General features: G+C 53.3%; 20 protein-coding genes. 12 read left to right on the top strand and 8 right to left on the bottom strand.

The annotated features are described in order from the left end of the window. Positions 1-21: 21 nt before the first annotated feature. Complete coding sequence (locus KDX30_RS17945; protein WP_231677091.1) at positions 22-303, bottom strand: type B 50S ribosomal protein L31; 282 nt, start codon at positions 301-303, stop codon at positions 22-24. A 195-nt stretch (positions 304-498) separates the two neighbouring features. Between KDX30_RS17945 and KDX30_RS17940 the strand changes: the two genes are divergently transcribed. Both KDX30_RS17940 and KDX30_RS17935 read left to right on the top strand, forming a co-directional pair. Next, a complete protein-coding gene (locus KDX30_RS17940; protein ID WP_027899812.1) occupies positions 499-864 on the top strand; it encodes a hypothetical protein in 366 nt (121 codons plus the stop codon). A 203-nt stretch (positions 865-1,067) separates the two neighbouring features. Then, a complete protein-coding gene (locus tag KDX30_RS17935; RefSeq protein ID WP_231677090.1) occupies positions 1,068-2,681 on the top strand; it encodes an FMN-binding glutamate synthase family protein in 1,614 nt (537 codons plus the stop codon). A gap of 64 nt (positions 2,682-2,745) precedes the next feature. Here KDX30_RS17935 and KDX30_RS17930 read toward each other — a convergent pair whose 3' ends face one another. Genes KDX30_RS17930 through KDX30_RS17920 form a run of 3 tightly spaced genes read right to left on the bottom strand, consistent with a single transcriptional unit; the run spans position 2,746 to position 5,611 of the window. After that, a complete protein-coding gene (locus KDX30_RS17930) occupies positions 2,746-4,263 on the bottom strand; it encodes a glucosyltransferase domain-containing protein (protein ID WP_231677089.1) in 1,518 nt (505 codons plus the stop codon). 26 nt (positions 4,264-4,289) lie between these two features. Continuing rightward, the gene (locus KDX30_RS17925) at positions 4,290-5,243 is read right to left on the bottom strand and encodes a glycosyltransferase family 2 protein (RefSeq protein WP_231677088.1); all 954 of its coding nucleotides are present in this window, start codon (positions 5,241-5,243) and stop codon (positions 4,290-4,292) included. After that, positions 5,240-5,611: a GtrA family protein gene (locus tag KDX30_RS17920; protein ID WP_099267555.1), complete on the bottom strand. Its 372-nt coding sequence runs from the start codon at positions 5,609-5,611 to the stop codon at positions 5,240-5,242. The genes KDX30_RS17925 and KDX30_RS17920 overlap by 4 nt, the downstream gene beginning before the upstream one ends. 302 nt (positions 5,612-5,913) lie before the next feature. On the opposite strand from KDX30_RS17920, the gene KDX30_RS17915 reads away from it, so the two are divergent. The 4 genes from KDX30_RS17915 to KDX30_RS17900 all read left to right on the top strand — a co-directional run bounded on the left by KDX30_RS17915 (position 5,914) and on the right by KDX30_RS17900 (position 9,676). Next, on the top strand, positions 5,914-7,056 hold the full coding sequence (locus KDX30_RS17915; RefSeq protein ID WP_122808322.1) for an OpgC domain-containing protein: 1,143 nt from the start codon (positions 5,914-5,916) through the stop codon (positions 7,054-7,056). Between the two features lie 113 nt (positions 7,057-7,169). After that, entirely contained in the window at positions 7,170-7,874 is a 705-nt protein-coding gene (locus KDX30_RS17910; protein WP_231677087.1) for a hypothetical protein, read from the top strand. 220 nt (positions 7,875-8,094) lie between these two features. After that, positions 8,095-8,802, top strand: coding sequence for a hypothetical protein (locus KDX30_RS17905; protein ID WP_231677086.1), 708 nt, complete (start codon positions 8,095-8,097; stop codon positions 8,800-8,802). 214 nt (positions 8,803-9,016) lie between these two features. After that, entirely contained in the window at positions 9,017-9,676 is a 660-nt protein-coding gene (locus KDX30_RS17900) for a hypothetical protein (protein WP_231677085.1), read from the top strand. Positions 9,677-9,727: 51 nt separating this feature from the next. On the opposite strand, the gene KDX30_RS17895 is transcribed toward KDX30_RS17900, so the two are convergent. Next, complete coding sequence (locus KDX30_RS17895; RefSeq protein ID WP_231677084.1) at positions 9,728-10,612, bottom strand: hypothetical protein; 885 nt, start codon at positions 10,610-10,612, stop codon at positions 9,728-9,730. Between the two features lie 380 nt (positions 10,613-10,992). Here KDX30_RS17895 and KDX30_RS17890 point away from each other — a divergent pair, with 380 nt between their 5' ends. Further along, positions 10,993-11,712 carry a hypothetical protein gene (locus KDX30_RS17890; RefSeq protein WP_231677083.1) on the top strand — a complete coding sequence of 240 codons (720 nt, stop codon included), beginning with the start codon at positions 10,993-10,995 and terminating at the stop codon, positions 11,710-11,712. Between the two features lie 49 nt (positions 11,713-11,761). Here the strand turns inward: KDX30_RS17890 and KDX30_RS17885 are convergent, their stop codons facing one another. Next, positions 11,762-12,685, bottom strand: coding sequence for a hypothetical protein (locus KDX30_RS17885; protein WP_231677082.1), 924 nt, complete (start codon positions 12,683-12,685; stop codon positions 11,762-11,764). Between the two features lie 447 nt (positions 12,686-13,132). Between KDX30_RS17885 and KDX30_RS17880 the strand changes: the two genes are divergently transcribed. From KDX30_RS17880 to KDX30_RS17870, 3 genes are all read left to right on the top strand, one after another. Continuing rightward, positions 13,133-16,243 carry a biosynthetic peptidoglycan transglycosylase gene (locus KDX30_RS17880; protein WP_231677081.1) on the top strand — a complete coding sequence of 1,037 codons (3,111 nt, stop codon included), beginning with the start codon at positions 13,133-13,135 and terminating at the stop codon, positions 16,241-16,243. 274 nt (positions 16,244-16,517) lie between these two features. Then, a complete protein-coding gene (locus tag KDX30_RS17875; RefSeq protein WP_231677080.1) occupies positions 16,518-17,105 on the top strand; it encodes a PadR family transcriptional regulator in 588 nt (195 codons plus the stop codon). Next, complete coding sequence (locus tag KDX30_RS17870; protein WP_122707978.1) at positions 17,102-17,872, top strand: siderophore-interacting protein; 771 nt, start codon at positions 17,102-17,104, stop codon at positions 17,870-17,872. Before KDX30_RS17875 ends, KDX30_RS17870 begins: the two co-directional genes overlap by 4 nt. Positions 17,873-18,060: 188 nt before the next feature. Here the strand turns inward: KDX30_RS17870 and KDX30_RS17865 are convergent, their stop codons facing one another. After that, positions 18,061-18,714: a Pr6Pr family membrane protein gene (locus KDX30_RS17865; RefSeq protein ID WP_231677079.1), complete on the bottom strand. Its 654-nt coding sequence runs from the start codon at positions 18,712-18,714 to the stop codon at positions 18,061-18,063. Positions 18,715-18,752: 38 nt separating this feature from the next. After that, positions 18,753-18,980: a VF530 family protein gene (locus KDX30_RS17860; protein WP_027899801.1), complete on the bottom strand. Its 228-nt coding sequence runs from the start codon at positions 18,978-18,980 to the stop codon at positions 18,753-18,755. Positions 18,981-19,234: 254 nt separating this feature from the next. On the opposite strand from KDX30_RS17860, the gene KDX30_RS17855 reads away from it, so the two are divergent. Further along, positions 19,235-21,265, top strand: a complete 2,031-nt coding sequence (locus KDX30_RS17855) for a TonB-dependent receptor (RefSeq protein ID WP_231677078.1) — start codon at positions 19,235-19,237, stop codon at positions 21,263-21,265. Positions 21,266-21,659: 394 nt separating this feature from the next. Next, positions 21,660-23,042, top strand: coding sequence for a carbohydrate porin (locus KDX30_RS17850; protein ID WP_231677077.1), 1,383 nt, complete (start codon positions 21,660-21,662; stop codon positions 23,040-23,042). The last annotated feature ends 11 nt before the right edge of the window (positions 23,043-23,053 follow it).

Below are 23,053 nucleotides of genomic sequence, written 5' to 3'. Positions count from 1 at the left end.
ATTCCGTGAGACAGAACCGCATCATTCAGCTTCGGCGGTGTCTTTTTTCGCGCCAGAGCCAAACGTGGCAAAGCGCTTGTTGAAGCCCGCAATTCGGCCTTCAGTGGTGGTTTTACGTTGTTGCCCGGTGTACATCGGGTGTGAAGCGCTCGACACATCGAGTGCTACGTAGGGATAGGTTTCGCCATCGATGTGTTTTTGCGTGCGATCAGTATCGACGGTCGAACCGATCAGGAAGAACGCATCAGCTGCCGTGTCATGGAACAGCACTTGACGGTAAGCAGGGTGGATATCAGGTTTCATGATGTCTCCGAATCACTGAGTGAATTTGAGTTACAACATAACATATCACCCTATTCAGACCAAAATCGATTGTCGTGACTTGCATCATTCGTGAACTTGATTAGGTAGGCACTAGCCGCTAAGGTTCGACCCGCCGTTGCTGGATCAACGGTCCGGGACTGGTCTCCTGGCGCACCGGCCGGATGGAAGCAAGCCATGTCTCAACCCGATCATTACCAAATCTCCCCCCACGCCTACAGCCGCCTGATCGAAGCAAGGGATTCGCTGCGTCTGCTTGACGGCTACGTCAACAAGACCGACGTGCTGTGCAACCCGTCGATGCTGGTCGGCTATGTCTCAATGCTACAAAGCGCGCTGCAGGAAGTGATCGCCGCCAGTACCCCCTCGCAACCTCGCGATACCTTCATGCGCAAAGCCGATGAGCTGGGTTTCGTCGCGCTAAACCCCAGGGAACAGGCGCTGATCGAACATCTGCGCTGGACCAGCCATGAAGGGCGAGAGGATGTCTACGAAATGGCCGAGCGCATTCGCCATATCAAACCCTGGGTTCTGACGGACTGAATTCGCCGCCTGTCCGGCTCGATCCCTATCGTTCAGCTATCCTCAATTCTGCCGATAGTCTTCAGAAGACAGAAGACCTGCTGCCCTCTGACTCGCGACCTGCTGAATGACCACAGCGACTGTCGCCGCAGTAAAAGCGCCGTGCCAGAAACATCCCAAAAAAATCAGATCGAAAACCCCGTCCTTAGCCCCCAGGAAACCGTATGAGTCTGTCGATTCTCAGTCGTTACGCCTTCTTCGTTGGTTGTGTGCTTTTTACCCTGCTCAGCGTGCCATTCTGGCACCACGAATGGCTGTGGCCCTTTACGTTGCTGACTGCCTTGCTGTCGCTGGTAGGGATAATCGATCTGCTGCAATCGCCTCACTCGGTGCGTCGTAACTACCCGATTCTCGGCAACATTCGCTACGCCGTAGAAGCCATACGCCCGGAGATCCGTCAGTACCTGCTGGAATCCGACAGCGACGCCCTGCCCTTCTCCCGCGCACAACGTTCGCTGGTGTATTCCCGCGCCAAGAACGAATCAGCGGACAAGCCTTTCGGCACGTTGATTGATGTCTACCAGACCGGCTTCGAGTTCATCAGCCACTCCATGCGCCCCGCCCCACTGAGCGATCCGAATGCGTTCCGGGTCACCGTCGGCGGCCCGCAATGCACGCAGCCTTACTCGGCCTCGATATTCAACATTTCGGCGATGAGCTTTGGTTCGCTCAGCGCCAATGCCATTCGTGCGCTAAACAAAGGCGCCAAGCTTGGCAATTTTGCCCATGACACGGGTGAAGGCAGCATCAGCCCTTATCATCGGGAATACGGCGGCGATCTGACCTGGGAATTGGGCAGCGGTTATTTCGGTTGCAGGACGGCAGATGGCCGTTTCGATCCGCAACGCTTCGCCACGCAAGCACAGGATCCGCAAGTCCGGATGATAGAAATCAAGTTGAGCCAGGGTGCCAAGCCGGGCCACGGCGGCATCCTGCCCAAACACAAGGTCACCAAGGAAATCGCCGAAACCCGCGGCATCCTCATGGGCGAGGACTGCGTTTCACCGTCACGCCACAGCGCGTTCTCCACGCCTGGTGAACTGATGCAGTTCATCGCTCAACTGCGTGAACTCTCGGGCGGCAAACCCGTGGGCTTCAAGTTCTGCCTGGGGCATCCATGGGAGTTCATGGGCATTGCCAAAGCCATGCTGGACACCGCCATTCTTCCTGACTTTATCGTGATAGATGGCACCGAAGGCGGCACCGGCGCTGCGCCGGTGGAGTTCACTGACCACATGGGCGTCCCGATGCGCGAAGGCTTATTGTTCGTGCACAACACCCTCGTCGGCTTGAATCTGCGAGACAAGATCAAACTGGGTGCCAGCGGCAAGATCGTCAGCGCCTTCGATATCGCCAGCGTGTTGGCCATCGGCGCAGACTGGGCCAACTCCGCACGGGGCTTTATGTTCGCCATCGGCTGCATTCAGTCGCAAAGCTGCCACACCAACAAATGCCCCACCGGGGTCGCCACTCAAGACGCCTTGCGCCAGCGCGCACTGGTGGTGCCGGACAAAGCCGAGCGGGTCTTCAACTTCCATCGCAATACGCTAAAGGGGCTGGCCGAAATGCTCGCGGCTGCGGGCCTGGATCATCCTTCGCAACTGGAGGCCAAACATCTGGTACGGCGGATGTCGGCCACTGAAATCAAACTGTTTTCCCAGTCCCATGTGTTCCTTGAGCCGGGGCAGTTATTGAATGGCGAAGTGGATGGCAGCTTCTATTCCACGATGTGGCAAATGGCGCGGGCTGATAGTTTTGAGCCTAATGCGGTGGCTTAGCAGAATGAGTCAAGTGATAAGACCTGCCTTGGCGATATTGATCTGTGGCAGGTTTATCTTATGACTAACGGGGCTCTGGCTCTGAAAATGTATTCATTTTTTTCATCTGGATATAGGCATTTCTACCGGAAAGATAGATGTCATAAAGTCCATGATTCACCAATCGCTGCTTATCGATAATCTTCTCGAAATCAGAAGACGACATACCTATTACGTTTGTTATTCCCACGTATGGAAATTGAGATGGCATGACAAGATAGTGCTCCCCTTCTGGGTGCCACCCGCCACCGACATAATTCAATGCGGGATTCTTTACTGCAACAGGCAGACTGGCAGGACGGCGCACCGGGGAGGTGTCAGCATCGACCAGATAGATGACTCCGACACTTCTCAGCTCTAATCGTGAGTGAATATCGTATGCCAACGAGTACAGAATACTGCTCTCAAGCTCTTTCTGGGTCATGAGAATCCGGCCATACATGAATGAAAACGACAACATGCAGAATAGGGGGATCGCCAGTAGCCATGCTGCTTTCTTGCTCAGAGCGCTCAAAAACCGGTGACTGAAGAAGAAGACAAAAAATATCACAGGTGCCAATCCCAGCAGAACTCGAGCACTGGGTTCATACACCCAAAACAACGGAACACATCCCACAACAAGTCCTGCCATCACCGGGACAATCATCACATAGAGCCCTAACAATGCGCCTGTTTCGATGGCTGACTCTCCACGCTTGTATACCTCTGTCGCTCCTTTCAAATAGCCGAGCAACGCACACGTTGAGAACACAATAACCAGCCAACGATTACCCGAATTAACAAATAATAAAAGGCTTTCGACAGCTTGGCTGAAGCGCGCCCATATGACGGTAGGCCAGTGTGTGTCTAAAGGTAGCAATGGTGACCGCCAGGTATTCAAGAACTGCAAGGCAGTTAACCCGTAAATGAGCCCCCCCAACACGACGTGAATGACACGCCTCGCCAGTAATCTGGCCACACCTCCGAACGACGATCCACGTGCGATATTCACGGTAACTTCAACACAATAAAGACCTAGCAAGACGTTTAACAACACCTGATAAAAAGACAGAGAAACTGCGATCAGGACGGCGGGGCCCAACCACGCGTGCCCTCGCCACTCGGACCGGTAGGCGTGAGCATAGAGAACAGTGGCCATCCCTAGCATGACGGCGGGACCGTCGTATTGGTAAATTAATATACCCAAAATAGTGGGACTGAAAAATAATGGCAAAACCACCAGGCAGTCAGCGAGCTTGCACGGCGCAAAATAATATTGAGTAATCACCTGCAACGCAGAGGCCACCACAGGTATTGCAATAAAATGGGCCAGAGGAAATACATTAGGTGTTACCGAGGAAAAGCTTAGTGCATTGTAAAACAGCTGAACCACTACCCTTCCAGCATCCCGCCAAAGTTCATCGCCCTCTAGCAGAGAGCGAAAATTATCATCAAAAAAAAGATAGTCCACTTGAACGATCGGAAAAACAAACAGACTGACAGCAAGCAAGTAGAACCTGAAGACTTCTTGACCGCTCAAATCTCTACGAATAAATCCGTTCACGCCTCGGTCCCTCGCAAAGAACTTCCTCAATCACTATAGTTCGCTGAAGAGTTGCCCGGAAGTCCTGCAATACTCTCCACCACATAGCGCGGCCTGTGCTTGGCTTCCATGTAGATACGCCCCACATACTCTCCTAAAACACCAATCCCGATTAGTTGAATACCGCTAAAAAATAACAAGGCCGTCATCAGCGGCCAATAGTCAGGAATATCGCTACCCCACATCAACCAGTCCACCGCACGGTAAAACCCGTAGCACACCGCAAATAACGAAAGCGTACAGCCCACATAGGTCCATATCCGGAGCGGTACGGTGCTGAAAGAAGTAACGCCATCCAGGGCCAGATGCCAAAGTTTGCGGGCATTGAATTTCGTCTGCCCGGCAACCCTGGCGGCTCTTTCATAGTCAACAATCACGGTATGAAAACCCGCCCAGGAAAGTAATCCTTTCATGAACAATTCATGCTCCGGCAGTGCTTTTATAACGTCCACGACCTTGCGATCCATCAGGCGGAAGTCACCTACGTTTGCTTCAATCCGTGTACTACCAATGACATTCATGACCCGATAAAAAAACGCGGCCGCGTAACGTTTCAAACGACTGTCAACCGAGCGGTCCTGGCGCCTGGCCAACACCACATCGGCTCCTCTTTGCCACTCAATGACCATGCGTGGAATAACGCTGATCGGGTCCTGCAAATCGACGTCTATTGGAATGGCGGCATCGCCACTGGCGTATTCGAGGCCAGCGAGAAGGGCGGCTTCTTTGCCAAAGTTCCGGGACAGGTTTATCAGCAGCACTTCGTCATCACCCGCAATCAGTGCCCGAACTACCTGTTCGGTTTGATCGGTGCTGCCGTCATTGATAAAGACAATCTGCACGGTGTTTCCGTGCAACCAGGGTTCCTGCCTGACAGCTTGGTAAAATAGTGGAATAGCCAACGCTTCGTTGAAAACCGGCGCTATCAGGGAGATTTTCAAGGGTGCCTCCTGAAAATCAGATACCTGGAGCAGCAATAGCCAAGGCTCAAGCTAAGCCCTGAAGAAACAACAAGCGTCACCAGCAGAGGTGTCCCTTGCCCATCCGATATATGGCCAACAATAAAGCTCATCGCCCCCATGAAGAACATGAAAAGCAGATAGCCCGACCATGACAATCGAGCGCTGAAGGTATAAAGAGCATTGGCGTAAAACGAGAAAGAAGCAGCTACAACAAAGCCGACCAGATTGCCCAAAGATTGAGGGGCGAACCAACCCAGGCACAAGACAAGAAACACCGTCCAATGGATAACAGTGTTGCAGATGCCTATCAACAGATAGCGTGAAAATCCTCTTAGATCAGGTGTCATGCGGGCATCACCCTGGCTTCACATCACTTACCGGCTTCCCTGACAACCGACAGCACCACTGGATGACAAACTAATTAAAGGTCACCACCATCAATGGCGTATGACCAATGGTCGGAGGCCCTCTCCAGGCACCTGACGGTATCGAGACATTCTGTAATTAGCCTGCCTTTGCATTTGCACTGAAAATCCTCCACCCTGCCGCGCCGCCGGACAAGCTAGGCCACCTTGAGTGACCGGCGGCGCGGAACCTAGAGCCCTCGCGGCTGATCTTTATCCCTTACAACATTAAAGAGCCTACCGTTATGACTAACGGACGCGACCTGCGCATCGACTTCTTTCGGGGCCTGGCGCTGATCTTCATTTTTTGGGATCACGTGCCTGACAACCCCCTTGCCCAATTGACCGTACGCAACTTCGGCTTCAGTGACGCTGCGGAAATTTTCGTCTTCCTGGCGGGTTACGCTGCCATCCTTGCCTACGGCCGTATTGCCCGACGTGACGGCTTTGTTGTTTCCACCGTACGAATTCTGCGTCGCACCTGGGTGCTCTATGTCGTGCACATCTTTCTACTGACGCTGCTGATGGGCATTGTTTTCGTTGCCAATCATTACGTAGAAACCCGCGACATGATTCAGGAAATGGGCCTGCAACATTTTGTCGCTGACCCGCAGCAAGCCTTGGCCGATCAACTGCTATTGCGCTTCAAGCCCAACCTGACCGACCCGCTTCCGCTCTACATCCTGCTATTGCTGGCCTTGCCGCTTATTCTGCCAATGATGTTGCGCAACATGACCCTGACGGTAGGTTTGTCGATTGGGCTGTATCTGATGGTGCCCCTGCTGGGCTGGAATATTTCGGCATATGAAGGCGGTGGCGTCTGGTACTTCAACCCGGTGGCCTGGCAATTATTGTTCGTACTTGGCGGCGCGTGTGCACTGACTTCCGAAGCTAAACCCTCAACCGATATCGAACCGCGGCCTCTGACCAGACAGCCACTGTTCATGATCTCTGCGATGTATCTGTTAGTTGCGGCGGTCATGGCATTCTCGTGGAAATTCCCGGTACTGCATCCGGTCCTGATGCCGCAGTTCGTCGCCGATGGGCTCTACCCGATCAACAAGACCGATCTGGGTCCACTGCGTTTGCTGCACTTTCTGGCCTTGGCGTATTGCGTCGCCAAACTGTTACCCGCACAAAACACATGGGTGCAAAGCTGGCCCGCGCAACAAGCCTGCCGCATGGGGCGCTACTCGCTGGAGATCTTCTGCCTGGGCGTCTTGCTCGCGCCAATGGCCGACATGATCAACGCACTGGCCGGTGATACCTGGCCAATGCAAGTCTGCACTGCCCTCCTCGGCCTCGGGCTGATGATGCTGATGGCCGCCTGGCTTGACCTGAACAAACGCCTCGGCCGACCAAAACCAGCAAATGCGGTCGCAGTTTGAGACCAGCGTCACAATAAGGCCTCCTCTCAGAAGTTTCCTACACCTTTATCAGGCCAAGTTTTTCCTTAATTGGCCGCTAAGAAAGAGGTAAGGAAACTCAAGAGGAAGTCATTTTGGAAATCAATTCTGCAGCGAGCGTCAGCAACCTTTATTCGGTGGTGCCTGGTAAGGTCAGGGGTATTGAAAAGCCGATCACAGAGGTGGACACCCTGGTGGTTGGCAAGACGGATAGCGTGGAGAAATTCGCACTGCACACAGCCGCAAAAGCGTCCCAGAAGGTGGAAGAAATTGAGCATTACGTCTATGAGGAAGCGCCATGGCTAAAGCTAAAGTTTGATGATCCCGTTATGGAACTGTGTAAGGAAGGGATATACCTAATCAATATAACCTTAGAATCATCCCACAAACTTGACAAGATAAATTCATCATTTAAAGAATTCTCCAAGCGCCTTAACGACCTCCGACCAGACATTTTCTCGACAAACTACAGTTTCACCCTGGACGAAAACGCAAACATCAAGATACTGGACGGACGACAGCCATTAAGTGAGGCGGACAAACTGTGGTTGACCGACGAAATTAACAAGTTTAAAGATTTCAGAAGTTCGGTCCATGCCCACTCCAAAGCGCTGATGGCGCTCGTGGATCACAGAAGGGATTTCGGCAAGTACAACTTGAACAGGCATAACTTTCAAACGACCATTGACTACAGGGACATCCTTAACACCTCAAACCGTGACTTTCATGGCAGATCTTTAAAAATGGTGAGCAGCTATACACCCATGAGGTCAGAACCGCGAATCAATACGTACGCTTAGCATGACGGAGGTGCCCGCCGGGGAATGCTTGGGGCCCTCGCTTTCTTCTTCTGACAATAGTCATAAAATTCTCAAGGCGCGGCACCACGAACAAATAAACTCATTTATGAGAACAGTGTATCAAAACAATCTCCTCAGGAAATTTCCTACAACCTTGTCAGGACAAGTTTTACTCCCCTTGTCGTTAAAGGAAGGGTAAGACAATTGAGAGGAAGCAATCGTGAATATTAATTCTGCAGGGATCGTCAGCAACCTTAGCTCATGGGTGCCTGGCAAATTCAAAGATATGGGAATACCCACCACACAAGTGGACACCCTGGTGGATGGCAAGACCAATAGCGTGGAGAAACTCGCGCTGGACCCAGGCGCAAAAGCCTCCGGAAAGGCGGAAGAAGTCGAGCATTACGTCTATGAGGAGGCGCCTTGGTTAAAGCTAAGTTTTGATGATCCACTTATGGAAATGTGTAAGGATGGAATGTATTTACTCGAAATTGTTTCTGAATCATCCGGAAAACTGACCGAAATAAACTCTAAATTTGAAAAATTCTCCGAATACATTAAAGACCTACGACCCGACATTGTCTCGACAAATTATGGCTTCACACTCGACGAAAACGCAAACATAAAGATACTTGACGGACGACAGCCATTAGATGAAGCGGACAAACTGTGGTTGACCAACGAAATCAACAAATTCAAAGACTTCAGAAATACTGTTCACGATCACTCCAAAGCGCTGATGGCGATAGTGGATCACAGCCAGGACTTTGGTGGCAAGTACAACCTGAACAGGCACAACTTCCAATCGGTCATTGACTACAGAGATATCCTTAATACCTCGCAACGGGACTTTTATGAAAGAGCTCTATATATGGTAAAGAGCCATGCTCCGATGAGGTCAGAACCGCGAATCAATACGTACGCATAGCGAAACGACGCTGCCCGCCGCAAGGCGGGACAGGAGTTTTTTCTGTGAATAATTTTGCAGTCTATATGTCGCTATCGATAGTCTGGAGTTAAAGGTCAATCTGAGAACAGCCTCTCACTATAACCCCCTCCAAAAAGTTTCCTACAACCTTCTCAGTACACGTTTTTACTCACTGGCCGTTAAAGAAATATGGAACTACTGAAAGGATGCATTCGTGAATATCAACTCCGCAATGAGACTCAACCATCTTCAACCACCCGCTTCGATCATCAACGAGCAGGAACGCTCCGCCGAGCGCACAAAAAATACGGAACATAGCGATGTCGTAGATCACCAAAAATATAAGGCAGAGCCTCTGCAAACCGAAAATTCACTTGAGCACGTCTCGACGGAGTGCAAAGATGACGTTTTAGAACTTGCTTGCTTGACCATTGACGCTGCACTCAGGCAAATCGACATTTGCCGGCAGTACGGTGAGTTTTACGAACGCCTTAGAGACCTGCGCCCTGATATCGCTTCAGCAGGATTCGGATTCACGCTGGATGAGAACTCGAAAATAAAAATATTGGACTCAGGGAAATTGGGCGAGGCTGATAAATCCTGGCTAACTGAGGAAATCAATACATTCAAGGACATCAAGCACCACGTCTACAAGCATTCCAAACTATTGATCCAATTGGTAGAAAAAGACACCCAAAGATTTGGTGGGAGATTTAACCTCAATAGTGAGAACTTTCAGAACACTGTCGATTATGGAGATATACTTAATAAAAAATGGGGAGGCATGGGGGCATCTCTCGATAGTTTATTTACTAGGCAGATTTTAGAGAACGCGGAAAAACGCGCGCGCCCCTTGCTTGACACTTATGCATAGTTAAGAAAAACGGCCTGCCAGAAATATCTGACAGGCCGCTATTCTATGGACTCAGGATCGTCTACTGCTAATCAGACGCTGATGACAAATATGTCCGAATTTGTATTCCTCAGAAAGGTCGCCCCCTGCCAGGAAATTCAAGTAATAATATTCGCCTACACGATAGTTCGTCCTCCATGTATTATTGTAGCCCTGACTATAATCAACAAAATCCCTAGCCTGATCCCCGCCTTGGCATGGCCCGATCTCCACAAGCCCCGACGCTTTGCCTTCGACGTCCGACACAAGGCCCCCACTTATATCTTTTCGATAGCCCCCGCCGAATTTTAGTCCATAACCTACGATCGCCCCCTCCAACGGCGCACCTGTTGTGTCAGTAAATTGCGCCATAGCTTTGGCCTGCTTATGAGCTTGACCGGGCAGCCAGACAGGGTCGCTATAGCCATACGGAATCCGTAACACATTTTCCTCGGGCTTTAGATCAAAATCCTTCAACACCGGATAGGAGCCGAATATCAGGGAATATTGCCCACCATTAAAAGCCGCAGCCTGAATATGCGTCACCCTGATGATGATCTCCTCACCCGGCTTCAGGTTTTTGAGGACACTGATACCTTTAACGGTGACCAACGTCCATGCCCCGCCTACATGCCGTTCGACCTTGATATGTTGCTGACTCTGCAGGTTCAGTATTACATCCTGCCCTCTCACAGCGGTAAAACCGTAGTAGTGCTCGGAGACAGCGCTGTTTAAGCGCGTGCTAACAGTGTGAACCTTATCCGTCAACACATTGAATACTGGCTCTTCCATTACCAGTGCTGAGGCAGTTTGTGTAGCACTCCCCCCTGGGACGGTTTGTGCCCATGCAGAATGAGACCCCGCAGAAATAACAGCGGACACAACCATACCCAAAAGCAGCTTTTTATTTTTAAGCATCTGAAACTCCTAAATTGACTCAATAGTTTTAATTCGTTTTATGCCAAGTGGTCTAAGCACTGACAAACCGGACGTAATCACTGCTTTAAACTCGAGTCAACAAGGCTGTTTAAAAATCAGACGCTTCCTACTTTTAATTTTATTTGTAGTACATCTCTCACAATTAACACTTACCAGTTCTTACGTCTAACACTGAAAAAATCACGACTTGCTCAATATTTTAGTCTCCGCCGACCAAAAACCCGTAAATGCAGCCAATATTTGGGAACAGCGTCGCAATAGAAGCCCTTCTCGGAAGTTTCCCACAACATTATCAGGCCAAGTTTTTTCGGACATGGCCGTTACACCGAGGGAGACCTACAACACGGAGAGGGAAACTCGTGAACATCAATGCCAATGCGTCGACCCCTTTGAAAATTTCAGCAATTGATCAGCCTAAGGTGGAGCAAGTCCTGGCGACATCTGCGATTAGGTATACAAGATTAATATCCTCCGACGAAAGCGAGAACACCACACTGAAGATATTGAATTGCAACCCGTTTATGGTGGGGCCTATATTTAGAGATATCGTATTTACACGAGAAACAGACCCACTCGACAGAGGATGGGCTCCCCTTAAGAAGGATGAGTGTTGCTGGGGATGTCGCAGTGACCAAATGGATACATTAGCTTCTAATGCCAGCAGCCTGATTGAGAACATCGGCGTTGAACTGCAAAACTTCAGACAGAAAATTGCTAAAGACTTCCCGGCGCTATCAGCTACACCCTTTAACTTCACAGTCGATGCAAGTGGAAAGGTCAAAGTTTTAAATTCTGATTTGTTGAGCGACCTTGAAACTGCTTTCTTGACAGAGGCCATGCAGGACTATGAACCACTCAGAGAGCTCATCACGGCTCACGCCGAAACGATCATTAGCTATGTAAGCTTTTTAAAACGTCCTGAAGAAGAGGAACCCTTCTCCTACAAACATTTCAGCTCTTTGGTAAATTACGCCGCGCTGCTCGCAGACACCACGGGCAAGCTTAATATTTTCGGACAACCAAAGGAAAATGATCGCACCCATACAAATAATCGAAACAGGATCGACGTAGAAGTCTGATGAGAAAAAAGGGGCAGATGTACTATCTGCCCCTGATAGCCGGAAATTTTTAGATTCTACCTCTGTTCAAAGTCTGGGTGCAGATATGAGCAAAGCCAGCCATTTTTTTCGACTCACTGTCCTTACTCTCTGCGCCAATAAGCTTGTCGAATACGAACCAACGCCCGACATTGTAAGTAGATACCCAATGATGGGTTCCACCAGCATCATTGCGCTGAGCGGCCAGTTCTCCGCCGTAACATTTGTTAAGCGTGAATGTCGCGGTGGCGATTCCACGCTCGTCGGACAGCGCGGACTGCGTCACTTCTGGGTCTTTAGACTTCAGGTTTAGATAAATCGGCAAACTGGCTGACGCGCCTTTCAATGGAATCCCTGTGGTATCGGTAAATGTTGCTTCGAACGTTAACGTACCATGAGTTTGCAAACCAGCTACCCATCCAGAGTCGGCGACAGGAACACGGTTCCTGACAGGTGGAGCGTTCAGTGAAGCATCCTTGAGGACCGGGTACGATCCAAAGGCCACTTTGTATTCCGTCCGCTGGTAAGGTTTGTCTTGTTTGTAGGAAACCCTCATGACTACTTGATCTCCAGGCTTCAAACCAGGTAGATCGAGCGCACTCGTATTATTTTTTGTCTTCCACACACCATCATAATATTCGACCTGCCAAGACGGTTCAGGCTCCTCAGCAATGGCTGCAAGCAAAACTTTCTGCCCACGAATAGAAGTAAAAACATAGCAACGAACGTCGGATTTGCTTTCAAGAAAGCCCTTTGGTTCGTTAATCTGATCTAGCGTGTTCTGACAACTGGATGTATCAGGTTCTGGCAACGACACCGCCGCCATCGTCGCATCAAGCTGAGTCTCAAATTGCTCAACACCATTAACTTCGGCCTGAGCCTGAAACCCAAGCGAAGACATCACCAACAACGGCACGCACAACCGCACCACCCTCAATCTTTTATTCTTGTTCATCTCTATCATCCTGATAATTACTAAAGTTTTAGCCAGACGCTTCTGCAACTGACAAACCGGACGTAATCACCGTTTAAAATACGAGTCAATATTCAACAACCAAAATCAGAATCTTCCTACTTGACTCTTATATTTGAGGGCTTTTCCTACATAAAACATCGACTCAACTTACAAATCCAACTGATTATCGACACATTAAACGTTTTAGGATGAGCACACACGGGCGTATCGAAAATTCATAGCATCTAGGGTTTATCAAATCTCCGGGCTTGCCGATAAACCTGATGAGCCGCTGATGGACCTGCGGCCTGAGCACGCCATGGATTGGTAAGCAGCCCGCCGCTGCTCAGGAAGCGTCCTACAGCCCTAGACAATTTTTCCCGCAATCCCGGTCAGCGACTAAGCTTGAGTCAGGTGCGATTAACAGGTTTAACCGGGCCAATCGAAATGGGCGTTTTAAGGCATGCAGATACCAAACAGACTGTGATTACCGCAGACAGTCGCGACCGAGCTCCCATGCCAAAAACCCCACGCCGCAAAAGCTATGTGTGGCGCGTCATCTGGGTTTTGCTGCTCCTGGGGATTGGCGCGCTGGCCGTGGCGATGGTAATCGAGTCACGCAGCTCGCGCTTGCAGGCGCTTGAGTTCAGCCGCTTTGCGGCGAATCTGAGCTACTCGATGCATGCAGGCCCCAGTGATTCGATGCTTTACCCCGGTGACGGCCCCTTCGATAAACGTCTGGGCTACTCCTCACTGAATGAGTTTCTGCCGCGTCTGCTCAAGCGCGACTATTTGATTACCGAACAGGTAAGGTTTTCCCCCGACTTGCTGGCCTATGCAAAGCGTGGCTTCTTCGTGCCCTATGAAGAGAAGATTCAGGCAGGCCTGTCGATCACCGATTGCCGCGGTGTCGACGTCTATCAATTCCGTTACCCGCAGCAGTTTTACCCAAGCTTTGCCGCGATCCCGCCGCTGTTGGTGCACAGCCTGCTGTTCATCGAAAACCGGGATTTGCTTGATCCACAACAGCCAATGGCCAACCCGGCAGTGGACTGGCCGCGCTTTGCAAAAGCAGCAATTTCTCAAGTGGCGAAGCTGCTCGGTTTGCCGGGGCAGTCGGCGGGAGGCAGCACGCTGGCTACTCAACTGGAGAAGTATCGACACTCTCCTGACGGTCTTACGCTTTCAGGCTCGGAAAAACTTCGGCAGATGATTTCCGCCAGCGTGCGCGCCTATCAACCTGGCCAGCAAACCTTAGAAGCACGTCAACGCGTTGTTCGTGATTACCTGAACAGTGTGCCGCTGTCGGCAGTGCCGGGCCATGGCGAAGTGCACGGGATGGCTGAGGGTTTGCGGGTCTGGTATGGCGCGGACTTCGTGAAGACCAATCAGTTGCTCGCCTCTACCGCCAGTGACCCGCAAAGCATCGCCGCTCAGGGGCTGGCGTTACGCGAAGTGCTGTCTTTGGTCATCGCCCAGCGGCGACCATCGCACTATCTGGCGAAAGGTCGTGCCGAGCTGGCGGAACTGACTGACAGCCACATTCGTCTGCTGGCGCAAAATCAGGTGATCAGTAGCGCATTGGCCAATGCCGCGCTGGAAGCAACGTTGAATTACCGTAACTGGGCGGAGCAACCGACGATTCAGCCCATCGAGACCAATAAAGGTATCAGCGTCGCCCGCAGCCGACTTTCCGGACTGCTCAATCGTCCGCTTTACGATCTTGATCGCCTTGATCTTTCGGCAACCAGCACGCTACAAAGCGAGCTGCAAAACAGCGTCAGCCAGTACCTGAAAGATCTGGCGGACCCGGCCTTCGCTGCACAGGTTGGATTGATGGGCGAGCGCCTGTTGACGCCCGTCAGCACAACCCAGGTGCGCTACAGCTTTACGCTGTTCGAGCGCGGCCCCGATGGATCACGGGTAAGGGTCCAGACGGACAGCACCGACCAGCCTTTCGACATCAACGAAGGCAGCAAGCTGGAACTGGGCTCCACCGCGAAAATGCGGGTGATGACGACCTATCTGGAGATCATCGCCGAACTGCATGATCGTTACGCCGCGCAAAGCGTCAGCGCACTGGGCAAGGAGCCGGTCGCCGATCAGGATCGGCTGACCCGCTGGGCGCTGGATTATCTGATGCAAAACAAGGATCGTGACCTGTCGAAAATGCTCTCGGCGGCGCTGGACCGTCGCTACTCGGCGAGCCCGGCAGAGAGCTTTTTCACCGGTGGCGGCATGCATCACTTCAACAACTTCCGCAAGGAAGACGACAGTCGCCTGCCAACGCTGCGTGAGTCACTGCGCGAGTCGATCAACCTGCCGTTCATTCGGTTGATGCGTGACGTGGTGCGTTACAGCACTTATCAAGGGCCGAACAATAGCGCCGAGCTGCTCAAGGATGACGATGACCCGCGTCGTCAGGAGTACCTGAGTCGCTTCGCTGACCGTGAAGGGTCGGTATTCCTGCTGCGTTTCTGGAAACGTTACAAGGACAAAACCACTCAGGAGCGGCTCGATACATTTCTGGACGGTATCAATGCAACGCCGATAAGGCTGGCGGCTGTGCATCGTTACCTGTTGCCGGGTGCCAATCAGGCCAACTTCAATGCCTTCATCCGTGCGCACATGACCGAAGAAAAGGCCGGGCCGAAGCTGAGCGAGAAACGTCTGGCGGATTTGTATGAAAACTACGGGCCGGGCAAGTACAACCTGCCGGATCAGGGCTACATCGCCAAGGCTCACCCGCTGGACCTGTGGTTAGTGGGTTACTTGCTGCAACACCCGGATGCGCAGTTCAAGGACGCTGTTGCTGCCAGCCAACATGAACGTCAGGAAGTGTACGGCTGGCTGTTCAAGAGTCGGCACAAGAGCGCACGGGACAGCCGGATCCGGACGATGATGGAGGTCGAGGCCTTTCTCGATATCCATCAACGCTGGCAGCGTGTCGGCTATCCGTTTGATCATCTGGTGCCTTCGCTGGCCACCGCCATCGGTAGTTCCGGCGACCGCCCCGCCGCGCTGGCCGAGTTGATCGGCATCATCCAGAACGACGGTATTCGCTTGCCGATACTGCGCATCGACAGCCTGCACTTTGCTGCCGACACGCCTTACGAAACCCGCCTCGCCAATAATCCGGAATTGGGTCAGCGTGTGTTGCCATCTGAGGTCGCCGCAGCCATGCGCGAAGCGTTGTCGCAAGTGGTCGACGGCGGGACCGCCAAGCGGGTGCACGGCAGTTTCAAATTGCAGGACGGCTCGATCCTCGCCATGGGCGGCAAGACCGGGACTGGCGACAACCGTATCGAAAGCATCGGTGCGGGCGGACGCATCCTCAGTTCCCGAGCGATCAACCGGACAGCCACTTTCGTGTTCTATCTGGGCGACAACCACTTCGGCACCTTGACCGCATTCGTGCCGGGTCGGGCTGCAGAGGGCTTTCGGTTTACCTCGGCCTTACCCGTGCAAGTGCTCAAGGGCATGGCACCGATTCTGAATCCGTATCTGGAGCCGGGTGGTCATACGCTCTGCCAGCCGACCATCAGAACGCAACTGTAGCGAACTTGTTCGCGAGGGGCGTCAGACCGGCGCCACCGCGTTAACCCTTTTCGGCAACAAGTTACCTCCTACCCAACACCGCGTTGCTCGGTAGGAGCGAACTTGTTCGCGAAGGCGTCAGACCGACAACACCGCGCCACACGTTGCTCGTGAGCTACAACCATTTCGATAAATTTTCTCAAAACCGCAAACGAGAACCGTTCGTCTTTATCCCTTTGCATAATTATTAAGATATATCTTAAGGTATATCTAACGTGTAACAGGAGATGAAGAAATGCGTGATGACCCTCACGACAACGACCATCGTCCGCCTCACCGCGAGCACGGCGATGGGCGAGACGGTTTTGAAAAAAGGCCTGGGCGGGAACGTGGCGGCCGCGGACCTCGGGTGTTCGCCCCGGGCGATCTGAAATTACTGCTGCTTGCGTTGATTGCCGAGCAGCCCTGCCATGGCTACGACCTGATCCGCCAGATCGAAGGCATGTTTGACGGTGCCTACAGCCCAAGCCCAGGGGTGATCTATCCGACCCTGACCTTCCTTGAAGAAAGTGAGCTGATTGAAGGCGACGCTCAAGGTGGCAAAAAACACTATGCCGTCACTGACGCAGGTCGTGCCTCATTGGCCGAGCAGAAAGTCGCTCTGGATGGCGTAAGGATGCGTATAGACGTCAGCAAGCGCTCATTGCGCGGTCATGATCGTCCTGCGGAAATCCATGAGGCCGTGCATAACCTGCGCCACGCCTTGCAACTGCACCACGGTCGCTGGAGCCTCGAAGAAATCCTCCGGGTTCGCGACCTGCTCAACAACACCGCCAAAGCCATCGTCGATGGCCCCCACGTCACCTCGGAGAAGCCGGTATGAATTCACAGCAATCCATTCATCGTGTCAGCCATGAGATCAAACGCCGCAAGCTTGAAGTGCTGCGAGTGACGGACATTACACCCAAAATGCGCCGGATTACCTTGCATGGTCCAGACCTGAACGGCTTCATCAGCCTGGGACCCGATGACCATGTGAAATTGATTTTCGCCACCACCCCCGAAGAACAGGCCGCGCTGGATAACTTCATTCCGGGCGCCCCAAGCGACGGGCCAAAACCCGTCATGCGTGACTACACCCCGCGCCGCTACGACGCGGTCAGTGGTGAACTGGATATCGATTTCGTATTGCATGGCGAAGGCCCTGCGGCGACCTGGGCGGCACAGGCCCAACCGGGGCAGTTTCTGAATATCGCCGGGCCGCGGGGTTCGATGATAGTGCCGGATATCTTCGACAGTTATCTGCTCATCGGCGATGAAACCGCCCTGCCCGCTATTGCCCGGCGTCTTGAGGAGTTGCCAGCCAATCGCAGTGCGCTGGTCGTCGTTGAAGTTGCAGACTCGGGTGAGCAGCAGGTTTTTGACAGCAAAGCACAGGTCGACGTGATCTGGATCGTGCGTGGCGAACAGGATCTGGTGGACGTCACCCGCCGCCTGGAAATGCCTGAAGGCAAGCTGTACGCCTGGATCGCAACCGAATCGCTGCTGTCGCGCAAACTGCGCCGGGTACTGCTCGGTGAGTTCGGGCTGGAGGAAGAGTTCGTCAAGGCTGCGGGGTACTGGCGGCTGGATGGGAGTGACGAGGGTTGATGAACAAGTAGCTTTCATCAGACAAACTACTGCTATCTGATTTGGAATGCTTTTTCTGTAGGAGCTGCCGAAGGCTGCGAAGCATTTCTACTGATAAACCGCGATCGCAGCCTTCGGCAGCTCCTACAGGTCCTGTGTTTGCCGCGAGACTGTTCGGTGCAATAGACACCGGGGCAGCTCCTACAAATTCAGCGTCTGGCGCGTAACCTGTCCACACCAAGCAGCACCAGCGAAATCACGATAAAACCGATCAGCACTCCACCCGCATTGGTAAACGCCTGCACATAGCCAATATTGCCGACGTTGATGAATGGGTACATGTAGTCGCCAATCGAGCTGCCACGCAGCAGCACGTACGAAAAGTAGATCACCGGGTAGAGAATCCACAGCAACACATGCTCAAGCCGCAACAGTCCCTTGGGTACGTACAGCCACCAATACAGCAGAAAAGCCAACGGCATGACGTCGTGCAGTAACTCGTCAGCCACAAACTGCCAACCTTCCGGGTGCCAGAGATGGCGCAGCAATATGTTGTAGGCGAGTCCGACCAAAACAATGCTGGCTGCAATCCCGCCGCACACGACCGGATGCTGGAAGAAGCGATGCGCGGCCGAGGTTCTGGCGGTCAGCGCGCAGGTCAGTACCACCGCTACCAGCGTGTTGCTCCACACGGTAAAAAAGCTGAAAAACCGCACCAGCCCACCTATCAGACTGGCGTCATCGGCCCAGCGTGCAATGAAAACAAGGTAAAGCTGAATGGCCAGTCCTGACCACCCGAGGCAGGCGGCAATCATCGTGTAACAGCGCTGTCCTTGCGCACTTTTCATGTATTGGAAGTACATCGTTTTTCCTTGGAGCCCAGCCTTGGAACCGGGCGAAATTACCAGCCTTTGCTGCGGTGCAACTTTACGTACAACGCCTCGACCTTCTCCCTGGCCCAAGGCGTCTTGCGCAGAAACGTCAGGCTGGACTTGATGCTTGGGTCGCTCTTGAAGCAGCGAATATCAATGCGCTCAGCCAGGCCTGACCACTCGTAATGCTCAACCAGTGCGTTGAGGATCTGTTCCAGCGTTACGCCGTGCAAAGGGTTGGAGTGGGGTGTATTCATGCAAAACCTTCAGGCTCAATGGATGGGGGCACTTCCCGGAAGCTGCGCACCTTAGCCGAGCCTTCAGACAGCGGGAAGAGCTTAGCGTGCGAAGAGTTTGGTCTGGCAGTCAGCTATCGCCTATCTCAACTGTAGGAAACATCCGAAAAGTTCCTCTTTGAGGCCATAAAGAGATGTTATATTGTAACAACAGTTATCCATCTCAACGCTTCGCCGGGTGCCTCAGAATGCACCCGCCTGCCAAGGAACTTCGCATGTCTCCCAAATATTTGCTCTGGCACCTCACGCCATTGGCAGCCGCCATGCTGCTCGCCTCAACGGCGCACGCAGCGAACACCGTGGATCTACAACCCCAAGTGATTACCGCAAACCCGCTGGGCAGCGACCAATTGGCATCACCAGCAACGGTTCTTGAAGGCGACGATCTGACGTTGCAACAAAAAGGCAGCCTGGGCGAAACACTGAACAAGCAGCCGGGGGTTTCGTCTTCCTATTTTGGGCCCGGCGCCAGCAGGCCGATTATTCGCGGACTGGACGGCGACCGGATTCGCATCCTGCGCAATGGTGTCGGCGCACTGGATGCCTCGTCGCTGTCTTACGACCATGCGGTCCCGCTGGACCCGGTTAACGTCGAGCGCATCGAGATTGTTCGCGGTCCGGCCGCTTTGTTATATGGCGGCAGCGCCATCGGTGGCGTGGTCAACACGTTCGACAACCGCATCCCGACCGAGGCCATCGAGGGTATTCATGGCGCCGGTGAACTGCGCTACGGCGGCGCCGACACTACCCGTAGCAGCGCGGGGAAGCTGGAAGCAGGAAATGGCCAGTTCGCTTTGCACATTGACGCCAATGCTCGCGAGTTCAACGACCTGCGCATCCCGAGTTATGCCCGCACCAGCGAGCAACGCGCTGCAGAGGAAGGCACTGACAAGAAACATCGTTTGAGCAACAGTGATGGTCGCCAGGACGGTGGAGCAGTGGGCGGCTCCTACACTTGGGACGATGGCTACGCGGGCCTGTCCTATAGCAACTATGACTCCAACTACGGGTCGCCAGCGGAAGAAGACGTACGCATCCGCATGCAGCAGGAGCATTACGCGTTCGCTTCAGAGATTCGCAATCTGTCGGGGCCTTTCACTTCGATAAAAATGGACGCGGGCTACACCGATTATGAGCACCGCGAAATAGAAGGCGGAGAAGTTGGCACTACCTTCAAGAATAAGGGTTATGAGGCCCGGGTGGAAGCGCGTCATCAGCCGATTGGCCCGCTTGAAGGCGTGGTCGGCGCGCAAGTTACCCGTGGCGAATTCTCTGCACTGGGAGAAGAAGCGTTCGTGCCGCAGACCGATACTGACGCGGGCGCGCTATTCATTCTCGAAGAACTGCAGGCTACTGAACGTTTGAAATTGAGCCTCGGCGGCCGTGTCGAACACACTACCGTCGACCCCGATGCCAAAGGTAACGAGCGCTTTTCCAGTGCGGATAGTTCGAGCAGCTTCACTGCTGGCAGCCTGTCGTCCGGTGCCACCTACACCCTGACACCCATCTGGTCGCTGGCCGCAACCTTGGGTTATACAGAACGTGCACCCACCTTCTATGAGCTATATGCCAACGGCGCGCACGTTGCTACTGGCACTTACGAACGCGGCGATGCGGGTCTGTCCAAGGAAAAAGCAGTGTCCAGCGACCTGGCCCTGCGCTTCGATAACGGAACCCATAAAGGCAGCGTCGGCGTGTTCTACAGCCACTTCTCCAACTACATCGGCTTGCTGGGCACCGGTCGTACGCTGGATGACGACGGAGTGCAGGACGCGAACGGAATTCCGGAATACAACTATTCGGGTGTTCGTGCCCGGTTCAGTGGCTTCGAAGCACAGGACCAGTGGAAGCTGGGACAGAATCAGTACGGGAGCCTCACGCTGGAGCTTTCCGGTGATTACACCCGTGCAAAGAATCTCGATACCGGCGAAGCCTTGCCGCGTATTGCTCCGTTACGTTTGAACAGTGGTCTGTTGTGGGAGCTTAACAAGTGGCAGGCGCGGATCGATGTAGAACACGCCAGCTCACAGCGTCGTGTTCCGGATAATGAAACCGGCACCGATGGCTACACCACATTGGGTGCCAGCGCCGGGTACAAATTTGATCTGGGCAGCAGCCAGTGGCTGGCGTTCGTCAACGGCGAAAACCTGACCAACCAGACCGTGCGCTATGCCAGCTCAATCCTGCGCGACATCGCTCCCGCGCCTGGGCGCAGTGTCGAAGTGGGGTTGCGGACGACGTTTTGATAAATCCCGCAGTTGACCTTGCAGGACCGGCGGTAGGCGAAAATGCAGCAAGTAGAGCGCCCCCCCCGATCGCAAACAGATGTAAAGCGCTCCCCTATGGGAGCAGAGCTTGCTCGCGATAAGAACACAGCAATCTGAAGCGAATCGCGTTCAGCCTTATCGCGAGCAAGCTCTGCCCACAATAAGAACCAGGCAAGCCTCGCTCCAACAGATATCCATCCCCACTGTTGCAATCCCCGCAATGATCCATGTCAGTTTTGTTGCTTTTTACAAACTCGATAGCCCCCTATCATTACAACCTGCCAGCTGAACCGATTTTGCAACCTCTAAATACGTTGCAAAGCCGCGGCATAGCGCCGCATGCCTTTCTGAATAACTCAAAAGAACGATACCCATGTCCGCCAACCCGAGACGTTTTTTGGCTTTTGCCCTGCCCTTCCCTTCAAACTTGAGCATCGCCGTAAGGCTCTGTGGACTTGCCGTTGCCGGTCTGGCCAGTTGCGCTCAGGCTGCACCCGCATTCGACAGTGAATCGCCCTGGATGCTGGGCGACTGGGCAGGCAAACGTACCGAGCTGTCACAGCAAGGCTATGACTTCAAACTCGATTACACCGCAGAGATGGGTTCCAACCTGCACGGTGGTTACAGCCACGACAACGCGTTCCGCTACAGCGATCAATACGCTCTGGGCGCGCATCTCGATCTGCAGAAGATCCTCGGCTGGCAGGATGCCGAGTTTCAGTTGACCGTGACCAACCGCAATGGCGACAACATCAGCAACGACCGCGTCAGTGACCCGCGCACAGGTACGCTGTCTTCGTCCCAGGAAGTCTGGGGCCGTGGCAGCGTTACCCGCCTGACACAGCTGTGGTACCAGCAAAAATTCTTTGATCAGGCCTTGAGCGTCAAGCTCGGCCGATTCAATCAGGGCGAGGATTTCGGCAGCTTTCCCTGCGACTTCCAGAACCTCTCACTGTGCGGCTCTCAAGTCGGTAACTGGGACGGCGGCACCGTCTATAACTGGCCGGTAAGCCAGTGGGCGATGCGCATCAAGTACCAGATCGCTCCGGAATTTTTCGCCCAGATCGGCGCATTCGAGCAGAACCCTTCGAACCTGGAAAACGACAACGGCTTCAAGCTGAGCGGCAGTGGCACACAAGGGGCGGTCCTGCCGGTTGAACTGGTTTGGTCGCCCAAGGTGAACGGTCTGCCAGGCGAGTATCGCGCCGGTTACTACTACAGCACCGCCGACAGCCAGGACGTTTACAAAAGCAGCAATGGCCAGTCGGCAGCGCTCACCGACGGCACTTATCGCAGTGCTTCGAGCAAACACGGCATGTGGTTGAACCTGCTGCAGCAGGTGACTAGTCGGGACGACGATCAAAGTCGCGGCTTGAGCATCTTCGCCAACGGCACGATGCACGACAAGAAAACCAACCTGGTCGACAACTACGTCGCCGTTGGTGCGTTCTATAAAGGCCCGTTTGATGCCCGCCCCAAAGACGATATCGGTTTTGCAGTCTCACGCATCCACGTCAATCCGGCCTACCGCAAGGATGCGAATGCACGCAATCAGGCGGCAGCGGTCAACGACTACAACGATCCAGCCTTCACGCCGTTGCAGGACACCGAATACAACGCCGAGCTGTATTACGGCGTACACCTGACCAACTGGCTGACAGTACGGCCGAATCTGCAGTTCATTCGCCATCCCGGTGGCGTCGACAAAGTGGACGATGCGTTGGTGGCAGGCCTGAAAATTCAGTCATCGTTCTGACCGACGGCTGA

The organism is Pseudomonas quasicaspiana (assembly GCF_021147825.1).
GTDB lineage: Bacteria > Pseudomonadota > Gammaproteobacteria > Pseudomonadales > Pseudomonadaceae > Aquipseudomonas > Aquipseudomonas quasicaspiana.
This window is presented reverse-complemented; position numbering and strand designations above follow the sequence as displayed.